The organism is Pseudoalteromonas sp. MMG010, from assembly GCF_018100905.1.
In the GTDB taxonomy this organism is placed as follows: domain Bacteria; phylum Pseudomonadota; class Gammaproteobacteria; order Enterobacterales; family Alteromonadaceae; genus Pseudoalteromonas.
In genome coordinates this window covers 90,219-102,355 of record NZ_JAGJEG010000004.1, presented here as the reverse complement: position 1 = coordinate 102,355, position 12,137 = coordinate 90,219, and the positions used below count along the sequence as shown (strand labels likewise).

Annotated in this window: 10 protein-coding genes and 1 pseudogene; 8 read left to right on the top strand and 3 right to left on the bottom strand. The window is 38.8% G+C overall.

The window, feature by feature from the left end; all coding sequences use genetic code 11:
* Window positions 1-71: 71 nt before the first annotated feature.
* Genes J8L70_RS06495 through djlA form a run of 3 tightly spaced genes read left to right on the top strand, consistent with a single transcriptional unit; the run spans window position 72 to window position 2,616 of the window.
* On the top strand, window positions 72-1,073 hold the full coding sequence (locus J8L70_RS06495) for a phosphotransferase (RefSeq protein WP_211054727.1): 1,002 nt from the start codon (window positions 72-74) through the stop codon (window positions 1,071-1,073).
* Complete coding sequence (murU, locus tag J8L70_RS06490; RefSeq protein WP_211054726.1) at window positions 1,070-1,747, top strand: N-acetylmuramate alpha-1-phosphate uridylyltransferase MurU; 678 nt, start codon at window positions 1,070-1,072, stop codon at window positions 1,745-1,747. The genes J8L70_RS06495 and murU overlap by 4 nt, the downstream gene beginning before the upstream one ends.
* 14 nt (window positions 1,748-1,761) lie before the next feature.
* On the top strand, window positions 1,762-2,616 hold the full coding sequence (djlA, locus tag J8L70_RS06485; protein ID WP_211054725.1) for a co-chaperone DjlA: 855 nt from the start codon (window positions 1,762-1,764) through the stop codon (window positions 2,614-2,616).
* On the opposite strand, the gene J8L70_RS06480 is transcribed toward djlA, so the two are convergent.
* The 3 genes from J8L70_RS06480 to rapA form a co-directional block, all read right to left on the bottom strand.
* Window positions 2,599-3,552, bottom strand: a complete 954-nt coding sequence (locus J8L70_RS06480) for a DUF3530 family protein (protein ID WP_211054724.1) — start codon at window positions 3,550-3,552, stop codon at window positions 2,599-2,601. The genes djlA and J8L70_RS06480 overlap by 18 nt on opposite strands.
* Window positions 3,553-3,633: 81 nt before the next feature.
* Window positions 3,634-4,287, bottom strand: coding sequence for a bifunctional tRNA pseudouridine(32) synthase/23S rRNA pseudouridine(746) synthase RluA (gene rluA, locus J8L70_RS06475; RefSeq protein ID WP_211054723.1), 654 nt, complete (start codon window positions 4,285-4,287; stop codon window positions 3,634-3,636).
* 104 nt (window positions 4,288-4,391) lie between these two features.
* Window positions 4,392-7,286, bottom strand: coding sequence for an RNA polymerase-associated protein RapA (gene rapA / locus J8L70_RS06470; protein WP_211054722.1), 2,895 nt, complete (start codon window positions 7,284-7,286; stop codon window positions 4,392-4,394).
* 149 nt (window positions 7,287-7,435) lie between these two features.
* Here rapA and J8L70_RS06465 point away from each other — a divergent pair.
* The 5 genes and pseudogenes from J8L70_RS06465 to J8L70_RS06445 form a co-directional block, all read left to right on the top strand.
* Window positions 7,436-7,851 (top strand): annotated as a pseudogene (locus tag J8L70_RS06465) (efflux RND transporter permease subunit); the annotation flags it as partial.
* A 181-nt stretch (window positions 7,852-8,032) separates the two neighbouring features.
* Window positions 8,033-8,416, top strand: coding sequence for a hypothetical protein (locus J8L70_RS06460; RefSeq protein ID WP_211054721.1), 384 nt, complete (start codon window positions 8,033-8,035; stop codon window positions 8,414-8,416).
* 104 nt (window positions 8,417-8,520) lie between these two features.
* On the top strand, window positions 8,521-8,988 hold the full coding sequence (locus J8L70_RS06455) for a DUF411 domain-containing protein (protein WP_211054720.1): 468 nt from the start codon (window positions 8,521-8,523) through the stop codon (window positions 8,986-8,988).
* The gene (locus J8L70_RS06450; protein ID WP_211054719.1) at window positions 8,988-10,400 is read left to right on the top strand and encodes a TolC family protein; all 1,413 of its coding nucleotides are present in this window, start codon (window positions 8,988-8,990) and stop codon (window positions 10,398-10,400) included. Before J8L70_RS06455 ends, J8L70_RS06450 begins: the two co-directional genes overlap by 1 nt.
* On the top strand, window positions 10,390-12,132 hold the full coding sequence (locus J8L70_RS06445) for an efflux RND transporter periplasmic adaptor subunit (protein ID WP_211054718.1): 1,743 nt from the start codon (window positions 10,390-10,392) through the stop codon (window positions 12,130-12,132). Before J8L70_RS06450 ends, J8L70_RS06445 begins: the two co-directional genes overlap by 11 nt.
* Window positions 12,133-12,137 lie beyond the last annotated feature (5 nt).

Here is a 12,137-nt window from a genome sequence, read left to right as displayed (position 1 = left end):
ATAAAGCAAAATAATGGCAAATACAGTAATTGACCAAATTAACTTAGCTAAAAATAGATAACTTATAAAATATGACACGTATTGAACATTTAAAAAAATTTATAACAAAATACTTTGACGGACAAGCTTATGAGTTAGAGGCTATTACCGGGGATGCTAGTTTTAGGCGCTATTTTCGCGTCGCTACATCGACCCAGCAATTAATAGTGATGGACTCAGACCCTCACAAAGTTAATAACTTGCCCTACATTACTTTGAATAAAGTGTTTACCAAACAAGGTTTTTTACTTCCCGAAATTCTTGCCAGTGATCAAGAGCAAGGCTTTTTTATATTAACCGATTTAGGCCAAACTCATCTTGCTGACCTGCTTGAGGATGAGCATCGTGAAGATTATTACCAACAACTTATAACGCTTAACGCCCAGTGGGCACAAACGCCTCCAGCAAGTATTATGCTGCCTTATGATCAGGCTTTTATAAAGCGTGAGTTAGATATATTTAGTCAATGGTTAGTTGCCGATTTTATAAATATTGAGATTAATGAGAAACAGCAGTCTTTATGGCAACAAAGCTGTCATTTATTAATTAAAACGATGCTAGAACAACCGCAAGTAACCATGCATCGTGATTATCACAGTCGTAATATTATGCGCTGCAATCAGCAGTGGGCAATCATAGATTATCAAGATGCTGTCCAAGGTCCACTCTGTTACGACTTAGTGTCATTGCTTCGAGATTGTTACTTTAAATTACCTAATGCACAGTTAACGCGTTTATTAAAATACAGCTTTGATGAGTTTAAACAGCATAAGTTAATGGCCGACGTAAGTTATGATGAATTTACCTATTGGTTTGATTTAACAGGGCTACAACGTCACTTAAAAGCGGCTGGGATTTTTTGTCGTCTGTATTTACGCGATGGTAAAAAAGGGTATTTAGATAATATTGTACCTACACTTGATTACATTATTGAAATTGCAGCTAAATATGATGAATTACAGTTTATGAGTCAGTGGGTGGCTAATACCATTAAACCTAAGGTAATCGCAAAGCTGAAAGAGAGCAGACAATGAAAGCAATTATTTTAGCGGCTGGGCGAGGGCAACGTATGATGCCACTCACTAAAGAGATGCCTAAGCCCATGTTAAAAGTGGCTGGTAAGCCATTACTTGAGCATCATATTATAAATTTAAAAGCGGCGGGTATTGAGCAAATCGTAATAAACCTTGCTTGGCAGGGCGATAAAATAAAAGCGTACTTTGGTGATGGTAATAAATGGGGGGTCAGCATTCAATATAGCCAAGAACAACCTGGTGGTTTAGAGACCGCCGGTGGCATTATTAATGCGCTTAAATTATTAGGGGATTCTTTTATTGTTTTAAATGGTGATGTTTATACCGATTATGATGTGAGTGCACTCATCCAATTACATTTATCAGACAATGAAGCGCACCTTGTTTTAGTTGAAAACCCAGCACATAATCCTGAGGGTGATTTTGCACTTAATCATCATCAAGCAATATCACAAAAATATACTTTTTCAGGAATTGCACGTTACCAATCGGGTTTTTTTACAGGTTATAAAAACCAAGTGTTGCCGCTGGGGCCTATTTTAAGAGAAAAGCTAGATGAAGGAGTCATTTCAACAGAGCTTTATTTAGGTCAGTGGGACGATATTGGTACACCACAGCGGCTTGATGAATTAAATCAGCGATTAGCCGGTTCTTCTATTTTAGCAACAGATTAAGGAACGTATTTTAGATGTGGGGAAAAATACTCGGATTTTGTTTTGGTTTTATGTTTGGCAAATTTTTTGGCGCTGTATTAGGCCTCTATCTCGGACATTTATTTGATAAAAGTCTTAAAAATGACTTTGATAAAGCCGGTGGGTTTTCTGGGTTATTCAAAGGTGATGATGTAAACGAACGCCAAGCATTGTTTTTCTCAAGCTGTTTTTCGGTGATGGGACATATTGCAAAGTCAAATGGGCGTGTCAGCGAAATTCATATAAAAGCGGCATCTGTTTTTATGAACGAAATGGGGCTGCAGGGCGATGAACGTCGTGAAGCGCAACATGCATTTCAATCGGGTAAAGACAGTGATTTTTCGCTTAAAGAGACCGTGGTTGATTTTAAAGAGCGTTTTGCGAAACGCTATGACCTACTACAACTTTTTTTAGAAATACAAATACAAATGGCGTTTTCTGATGGCGTACTGGCAGCTCAAGAAAAGCAGCTACTGCAAGAGGTTAGTAAGTTATTAGGTATTTCTAAAACACATTTTAATTTTGTGCTAAAGCGCTACCAAGCTGAGTTTGCTTTTAGGCAGCAACAGCAACAATTTCACCAACAACAAAGTCGCAGTAGTTACAAAGAAGGCTCGGGGCACCATGTACCCCCTAATAATGCGATGAATAAAACACAGGCGCTAGCATTGCTTGGGTTAGATACATCAGCCACAACACGCGATATAAAAGTCGCGTATCGTAAGTTGATGGCACAACATCATCCAGATAAATTAGTCTCGCAAGGGTTGCCAAAGCATATGATGGAGCTAGCAGTTAAAAAAAGCCAAGATATTCAAGCTGCTTATGAATACTTAAAAAAGACGGCGTAAAAAACCGTCTATTTCTTTAATGAGGCGCTGTTGTTGATCTGGTTGATTACTTAAGCCAAATAATTCTCGTTGGCGGTAATCAAACTTACTATTGCGGTTTACCCAGCGCTGCCTATCTTTAAATCCGTCGATGATCGCCTCATTATCATTACTGTAAAAAATATCTAATAACGCAGGGCTAATAAGCGATGTCGTTTGATTTAAACTTTGATTTCGTTCTGTATTAGGTAAATAGCTACTTAAGCTAACAAATGCATTAATATTTGTGTTGGGAAAGTTAGCGTAGTATTCAATGAGCGCTCCGGCGCTAGCGCCTTGGGCAATCACAATGAGGTTTTCAGGCTGCGAAAGCATGGCATGTGTATGAAGCGATTCATAACGCGTAATTAACTGTTTTTTGTAATCATCAAGTATTGTATTACTCATGTTGGGAATCGCATCTACATAGTGTGGCTGTGTTGCAACTTCTTCTTGCTCAGGTGTGTTACCTTCTTGAGCATCTGCGTTGTTAGGCTGGTTATTAGAAGCGGGCTTTTCTGTGGAGGCGATTGGGTCTAATTGTTCGGTTGTTGTCTTTTTTTTGCTCGCGTTCCAGTTAATATCAGGCACTGCCATTGCATAAGTCGTATAGCCGAGTTGGTTTAGATTTTTTCGTAAAAAATTTATACCGGCATTATTCATTGGGCTTTTCTCCCAATCAGGAATGAGTAATACAACCCCTTTAAATTGTGCACTCATGTACTCACTATAAATACTGACAAATTCAGTATCATTAGCGCTGAGGTATTTTATATTATCGTGTGCTAGTAAGCGCTCAACGTCATTTTTTTCAAGGTTAGAGTAGGGCGTAGGTATCGTGTAGTCCATCGCTAAAAGTGGCAGACTTAGCACTAACAACGTAAAGACGAACAGTGTTTTTAACTTATCCCAAATCATAAAAAGCCAATTTTATTTACCAATAATTATATATCGGCATTCAAGCTTTAAAATTTAGCTTATTATTTAAATAACCGTTATTTAAAATTCAGGCTCAACTTCAAAAGTAAGTACTTGCTCGCTAACAGGGTGTTTTATTTGCAGCATTTGAGCATGTAATTGCAAACGTGGCGCCGCGCTTAGTGCTTGTGGATGTGCATACAAACGATCACCTAATATTGGGTGTTCTAAACTTAGCATATGCACACGTAGTTGATGTGAACGCCCTGTGATAGGGGTGAGTGCGACACGTGTCGCATTTGCTTCATATTCAAGTACTTCAAAATGAGTAAGAGAGGGCTTACCGTTTTCGTGATCAACCATTTGCTTGGGGCGGTTAGGCCAATCACAAATAAGCGGTAAATCAACCGATCCTGTTTTCGTTTTAAGCTGACCATATATACGCGCAATATATCGCTTTGATGTTTCACGTTCTTGAAACTGCATACTCAGATGACGATGTGCTGCTTTGTTCATTGCTAGGCATAATATTCCCGATGTAGCCATGTCTAAACGGTGGACTATTTTGGCATTAGGAAAAACTCGATTAACTCGATTTATTAAACTATCAGCATGTTTAGGATCTTTACCTGGTACAGTTAACAGCTCGCTCGGTTTATTTACAATGAGTAGGTCATCATCTTGATAAATAATACTCAAATAGGGAGTCATTGGGGGGTTATAATTAAGTAACACAAGCAACCTTACTGATAATTTAGAGCGTTATATTATTGATAAATAGCCAGTGAAAGAGTGTCACTCTTGCACTGGCTTTTAATTATTTACGCTTGCGTAAATATTTAGTGTGATACAACGATTAATCGAATAGCATCCAATTTTAATTGTGCTTTTTCGATATGAGTTGCTAACTCATTGCGTTGTTTGTCGTAAAACGTAATTTCTTCTTGGCGAATATTTGGGTTTACTTGCTTAAGTGCTGTTAAACGCGCTTGCTCTTCACCTAGTGATACTTGCATTTTTTCTAATGAAGTACAGCGAATATCATTAAGCTTCTGTTGTGCAATATCTTTAGCGGTATTAATCATTGGGTGGATAGCACTTTGTAATGCACCTGCTAATTTACTTGCTGTTTGTCGTCCTACAGCGCTAAGCTGTTGGTTAAATGCATCAAACGCTACGTTATCGGCTAGGTTGTTGCTGGCTTTATCAAGCAATACCCTAATTGGTGTAGGTGGTAAAAAACGCCCTACTTGTAATGACTTCGGAGCCATTGCTTCGGCAACAAAAATCAGTTCAACAAAAAATGTACCCGGCGGTAGTTTTTTGTTTTTAAGTAATGCAACAGAGGCACTGCCAAAATCATCTTCACAGATCATATCTAGCGAGCCTTGTACCATAGGGTGATCCCAACTGATAAAATGCACATCTTCTTGTGAAAGCGCGGTATCACGGTCAAAAGTAACGGTCATTCCTTCTTCTTTTAACGCGGGGAATGAGGCTGTTAGCATATGCTCAGTTGGTTTGAGGATAATCGTATTCTCGCCTTTATCTTCTTGGCTAACACCAAAGGTGTCGTATACGTTTATCATATAACTTGGTAATTCAAATTGGTTATCAAGTTGTTCAATCTCAGCAACTAGGGCATCTGCTTTACCTTGGCCAGATGAGTGCAGTTCGAGCAAGCGATCTCGACCACTTTCCATTTGTTTACGCAATACACTATTTTGTTGTGCGACTTGTTCTAGTAAAGGGTCTAGCTCTTCTTCATCACAATTATGATTACTAATAAACTCTAGCAGCTCTTCATGAAACTCTTTATATAGCATCTGCCCTGTTGTTGAGGTTGTTTCAAATGCATCTAAACCTTCGTGATACCAGCGCAGTAATACTTCTTGTGCGGTATTTTCAAAATACGGAACATGAATGTTTACATCTTGTGTTTGCCCAATACGGTCAAGACGACCAATACGTTGCTCAAGTAAATCAGGGTTAAGTGGTAAATCGAATAACACCAAATGATGCGAAAATTGGAAGTTACGGCCTTCTGAGCCAATTTCTGAACATAATAATATTTGTGCATTATCGTATTCATCGGCAAAAAACGCAGCGGCACGATCACGCTCAATAATCGACATACCTTCATGGAATACAGAAGCTTTAATGGCTTCTCGCTCACGTAAAATTTGTTCTAAGCTAATGGCTGTTTCTGCTTTAGCACAAATTAATAGCACTTTTTCGTGCTTTAATGTTTTAAGTGTATTTATCAGCCATTCAACACGTGGGTCAAATCCGCCCCAGCTAGCACTTTCGCCTTCAAATTCTTGAAATATTTTTTCAGGAAACAGCGCACGTTGTGCACTTAATTGAGCACTTTGAATGCCACCCATGCTGCCTAAAACAGACATCGCGGTTTTGTACTGTTTAGGAAGTTGCATTGGATACGCGTGCAGTTTACGGCTAGGGTAGCCATCAATACCACTTCGACTATTTCTAAATAAGATACGTCCTGTGCCATGACGATCGAGTAACATATTTAGTATTTCTTTACGCGCTGCTAAATCACCTTGCTGAGCGTTTGCTAATAATTCAGTTATATCTGTTTCTTTTAATAGCTCAACAAGTGTCGCGGTCGCATTATCATCAAGCGCTTGTTGTTGTAATAATTGATTAGCCGCCTCGGCAACGTCTTTGTAATTGGCTTCTTCATTGACAAAAGCGTCGTAATCGTAAAAGCGATCTGGGTCAAGTAACTGCAAGCGCGAAAAGTGACTGCGGTGGCCAAGTTGATCAGGCGTTGCTGTAAGTAAAATTAAGCCTGGAATATCTTGGCTCAGCTCTGCCATACGTTGGTATTCGGTACTTGGCTTATTGTTGTTTATGCTCAAGTGATGCGCTTCATCAACAACTAATAAGTCCCAATCAGCTAACGTAGCATGTTCGAACCAGCGTTTCTTTTTAGTTAAAAACTCTAAGCTAGTTAGTACTAACTGCTCTGTTTCAAAAACATTAGGCGAATCGGCAAATGCTTCATCACAGCGTTCTTCATCAAAAATAGAAAAGCGTAGATTAAAGCGGCGTAACATTTCAACTAACCACTGATGCTGTAGATTTTCAGGTACAACAATCAGTACGCGACTTGCACGGCCACTAATAATTTGTTGATGTAAAATCATGCCCGCTTCAATGGTTTTACCTAAGCCGACTTCATCTGAAAGTAATACTCTTGGGGCAAATCGTTTACCGACTTCTTGAGCAATATAAAGCTGATGAGGAATAAGGTTTGCTCGTTGACCTATTAAGCCTTTAATAGACGACTGCTGGCGTGCAAATTGGTGCTGCCATGTTTGGTAACGCAGTGTGTAGTGATCAAAACGGTCTACTTGACCGGCAAATAAACGGTCTTGTGGTTTATTAAACTTAATAAAATGATCTAAAAAGGTTTCTTTTAACTGTGCTTGCTCATTGTTATCTGTACGGGTGCCGTGATAACAAAGTAAGTCGCCTTGTTGCTCAATTGACTCAACTTCTAATTCCCATTCTTCAACGCTTTTGATTATATCGCCTGGGTTAAATGCAACACGGGTTACAGGTGCTTCGGCACTTGAATAAACACGGTTTTCACCACTGGCAGGAAATAAAATACTGACCTGTCGGCCCTCAATGGCAACCACAGTGCCTAATCCTAAATCTGACTCTGTGTCACTGATCCAACGCTGACCTAAGGAAAAATTCATGTATGTCTCGTCTATGAAGAAAAAGGCGGCTATGTTACCTGTTACCTAACACCACTGCAAGGCGCTATTTTCAATATTATTAGAGTAAATTACTTGTGCTCATTTAACTTATTATTAGTACAGATTTTTACTAAATTAAAGATATTTTTGGTTCGTCACTTTACATTAAAGATATTGCTGATATTGAAAGTGACAAAGGACTAAGAACGGGAGCAGCTACGCAAAATGCTCGTGAGGTGGTCATGAGTACGGTATGTATGTTTATTGCTGAAAATAGTCGTGCTGTAGCGCATGCTGTGGGTGAAAAATTTAAACAAATTAATGTCACATCACCAGATAGCATTGTCGCAACTGCTGTTTATGAACGAACCAAATTAGTTGATAAAATCCTACAGACCGTGCAGCTAAACCTACTCGAAGGGCTATTTAGGTTATTGTTGTACTATTGGTACTACTAGGTAATTTCAGGGCTGCACTTTTAACCACATTAGTGATCCCATTTACCATGTTGATGACAGTAACAGGTATGCTGCATACAAGGGGGAGTGCATACTTGATGAGGCTATTTTTTTTGCTAAAAATGCTCAGGTGTTAGCTGCGAAATATCATAGTGATTTTTAATTAATGAGGTAACAACTAAAATTTTAACTTCTTGAGTTTTGAAAACGGTTTTAATACTTGGGCTGCGTTAGTTTACTTAGGTGTCAAACTACCTTAACATAGGCGGGTATTTTTTAGAGAATTTTATGTCAAAGTCATTATCTAAAGTTTTAGTTGTAGTCGCTATGCTTACTGCCTTTTTAGGGCAAGCATTGGCTTATACTGCTATGCCTTGTGAAATGTCGGCAGATTCTCATGTATCTCATATGGAGATGGAACAAACGTCACTGAATCACCTAGAAAGTATGAGTCATGGTGATATGAAAATAAGTGATACAGGTAATTATCAAGACTGTTGTAGTGTTGATTGTACTTGTCCTGCCAATGCCTGCATTACTATAACTTTTTTGAATACTAATAATGTTGGCTTAACGGATTTTTTACGTATCCGTGAAGCTATGTATCTTCAAAAGGTTGAACAGCCAACTTCAATTTCTACCTCTCTCTACCGTCCACCAATTTTTGCCTAACAAGGGGTTAGTGCGCCCAATTTTTGCGCACAAATAATACTTTACCTGTTAATTGACTAAGCGCTATTGCGCCAAAGTACTGTCCAGCGTTGTCTGGGGGCAAAATGATCAAAAACTATATAAAAATAACAGTAGCATTACTGTTTATACCAGCGTTTGCTTACGCTAATGAGCACAAACATGAAACTAACCCAGTAGAATTATTGGTTTATAAAACTCCAACTGGTGGCTGCTGTAAAGAATGGATATCTCATATCGAAGATGAAGGGATTATCGTTCAGGCCAAGAATTATCAAGATAAACACGGTATTCAACCGAATTACCGTTCCAGTCATACCGCTATCACGAAACATAGCTTTGCTTTTGAAAGTCATGTGCCAGCTAAATTTATTCAAAAATCCCTTTCAGAGAATCGCCCAAACGCAATCAGATTGTCGGTACCAGTAATGCCTATTGGCTCTCCCGGTATGGAAGTGGGTGAGCATTTTATGCCCTATAACGGGCTTATTTTGTTTAAAGCTGGAACAAGTAAATTTTACGCAAATATTAAGGCTTATAAGGAGCAATTTTAATGAAACGTACCTTATTAGATTTATCGAAGCTACTGTTGCTAGGGTTAATGAGCAGCTTTTGCGTTTTCGCTGCTCATGCCGCAAAGGTTATAACGCTGGAACAAGCTATTTCATTGGCTCAACAAAATGATCCGTGGATTCATGGCAATAAATTAAGGCAATCAGCTATGGATAGTCGAAGTATTGCAGTGGGTACTTTACCAGATCCTAAAGTCTCAATATCTATGATGAATTTACCTACAGATACATGGGACTTTGACCAAGAGGGGATGACTCAGTTTAACGTTGGGGTATCTCAAACCTTTCCAAGAGGAGATACGTTAGAAATTAAAGAGAGTCAATTAAAAGTTGCCTCAACCAAATTTCCACTGCTACGTGAAGATCGAAAAGCCAAACTAAAAACAATTGTTTCTGAGCTTTGGTTAGATGCTTATTTAGCACAACGCACTATTACATTAATAGAAAAAGACTGGAACTTATTTGAGCAAATGGCTGAAGTAGCAAAAGCTAGTTATTCGAATGCTGTTGGTAAAACTCGTCAACACGATGTTATACGTGCCCAACTAGAAATCCTACAGCTTGAGGATAGGTTAACGGTTGAAAAGCAGAAGTTGGAAACTTCCATCGCACGTTTAAATGAATGGCTACATATTTATGATGAGCATAATTTAGGGAAGGTATTTGATTTTGATACTCAACATTTGGAGTTCGTTGTTTCCAAAGAAATCCCGATTATTCGTTTGTATAACCCTAAATTGTTAACAATATCGCATTATTCACGAAATAGTTTAGCTAATGAGCTAGTTAATCACCCTGCATTGCTTGTTATCGATGTTAAGCAGAAAGTGCAAGAAAAAGAAGTCCTACTTGCTAAGCAGCAATACAAACCGCATTGGGGGGTAAGTGGAAGTTATGGTTATCGAGAGCGTATGTCATCTGGAGAAAGCAGAGCTGATTTGTTTTCAGTTGGGGTTACTTTTGACTTACCACTATTTACTGAAAATAGACAAGATAAGCAAATGTCCGCATCTATTGCAGAAACAGAAGCAGTAAAAACTGAAAAACTATTGCTAACTAAGAAAATGATAGCTTCTATTGAAAAGGAACTTAAACAACTTAAACGCCTTTCAGATAGGCAAGCTTTATATGAAGACCAGTTACTAAAACAAACATATGATCAAGCAGAAGCTTCGTTAACTGCATATACAAATGATGATGGTGATTTTGCCGAGGTTGTTCGAGCCAGAATCGCTGAGTTAAATACAAGAATATCCGCACTACGAATTGATGTTGATGTACTCAAAGCGGTTGCTCGTATTAATTACTTCCTTACTTCGTCAAAGACTCGCACTTCTACTGTAGGCAACACAACTAACTTATTCAGCAACTTGGAGAAAAGTAATGCCAATTAACAAAAGAACAATTGTCGCTGTCATTGTAGGCATTGCGATTGGAGCGGGAACATTAAGTATCTTGCAGAATTTAATAATAGAAAATGAAGTCAGCACTGCTGGCTCGGAAGAAAATAGCCCTTTGTACTGGGTTGCGCCAATGGATGCTAATTACCGCAGGGACAAGCCCGGTAAGTCGCCAATGGGGATGGATTTAACTCCTGTCTATAAAGAAAAGTCTTCGAGTGATGAGCCTGGTAATGACTGGGGTCCCGGCGCTGTGAAAATCTCCCCTCATGTAGTGAATAACTTCGGTGTTCGAACATCACCTGTTGAACTAAAGGGTACGCATAATGAAATTTCAACAGTAGGTTATGTGCAATATGATGAAGACAAACTTATTCATATTCATCCACGCGTTGATGGCTGGATAGAGAAACTCTATGTTAAAGCCGCAGGTAATCCTGTTAAAAAAGGGCAACCACTATATACCCTGTATTCACCTCAGCTAGTGAACGCTCAAGAAGAATTCTTAATCGCATTAAAGCGTAATAATGATTCTCTGATTACGGCAGCAAAAGATCGATTAGAAGCACTGCAACTATCTCCCCAATTTATAAAAGAGCTAGAGAATACCCGTAAGGTGCAACAGAACATTTCCTTCTATTCACCTCAAGCGGGTGTTGTAGATGGCTTAAAAATAAGAGAAGGTTTTTATGTTAAACCGGGAAATACTCTGATGAGCATTGCTCAGTTAGATCAAGTATGGGTAGAAGCGGAAGTGTTTGAGCGTGATGCAGCACTAATTAAAGAGGGCTTATCAGTATCAATGACGCTTGATTATTTACCGGGGGAAAATTGGACAGGCGTCGTCGATTATGTTTATCCGACACTGGATAGCAAAACTCGGACCCTACGTGTTCGATTAAAATTTGACAACACAGGTTACCAATTAAAACCAAATATGTTTGCGCAAGTATCCATTTATGCAAAGCAAACACAAAGCGCATTGTTAGTACCTAAAGAAGCGGTAATAAGAACAGGTAAACAAGATCGTGTTGTGCTTGCTCTAGGTGAAGGTCAGTTTAAATCCATAGCAGTCACTATTGGTCGAGTTGATAGAGACAGTATTGAGATATTAGCTGGACTGAATAAGGGGGATTCAGTGGTGACTTCTGCTCAATTTTTGATTGATTCAGAATCAAGTAAATCGTCTGATTTTAAGCGTATGACCCATGACGAAGTCGCTAATTCTGTTTGGATGCAAGGTGACGTGAATAGTGTTATGGCAGGACATCGTATGGTCAACATTACACACGGCCCTGCTGAAGCTTGGGATTGGCCTGAAATGACGATGGATTTTACTATCGCTGAAAATGTGAATGTGGACTCATTAAAACAGGGACAATCTCTGGATTTTGAAGTGAGTAAAACGAGTGATGGTGGTTATGAAGTAACAGATATTCATATTATCTCTGAATCTAAAGTTTCTACCGTTACGGTAACAGGCATAATAAACTCGGTTAATATTAAAAATCGCACTTTAAATATCAGTCGTGATCCAATTGAAAAACGGAACAGACCCGCTGCTACGATGGACTTTATCGTTGCGGATAATATAAATATGGCCGATTTTAATAGTGGTGATAAAGTCAATTTCACATTTGAAGCGAGTGATAACCCGAACATTACTGAAATCTCCCATGATAAAGGTGACCAACAAAATAATATTGTTGACCACTCGAACCACTGATTAGG

Coding starts and splice junctions, on each gene's coding strand:
- J8L70_RS06450 (WP_211054719.1), top strand. CDS start 8,988: ATGAAACGTACCTTATTAGATTTATCGAAGCTACTGTTGCTAGGGTTA.
- J8L70_RS06460 (WP_211054721.1), top strand. CDS start 8,033: ATGTCAAAGTCATTATCTAAAGTTTTAGTTGTAGTCGCTATGCTTACT.
- rapA (WP_211054722.1), bottom strand. CDS start 7,286: ATGAATTTTTCCTTAGGTCAGCGTTGGATCAGTGACACAGAGTCAGAT.
- murU (WP_211054726.1), top strand. CDS start 1,070: ATGAAAGCAATTATTTTAGCGGCTGGGCGAGGGCAACGTATGATGCCA.
- djlA (WP_211054725.1), top strand. CDS start 1,762: ATGTGGGGAAAAATACTCGGATTTTGTTTTGGTTTTATGTTTGGCAAA.
- J8L70_RS06445 (WP_211054718.1), top strand. CDS start 10,390: ATGCCAATTAACAAAAGAACAATTGTCGCTGTCATTGTAGGCATTGCG.
- J8L70_RS06480 (WP_211054724.1), bottom strand. CDS start 3,552: ATGATTTGGGATAAGTTAAAAACACTGTTCGTCTTTACGTTGTTAGTG.
- J8L70_RS06455 (WP_211054720.1), top strand. CDS start 8,521: ATGATCAAAAACTATATAAAAATAACAGTAGCATTACTGTTTATACCA.
- J8L70_RS06495 (WP_211054727.1), top strand. CDS start 72: ATGACACGTATTGAACATTTAAAAAAATTTATAACAAAATACTTTGAC.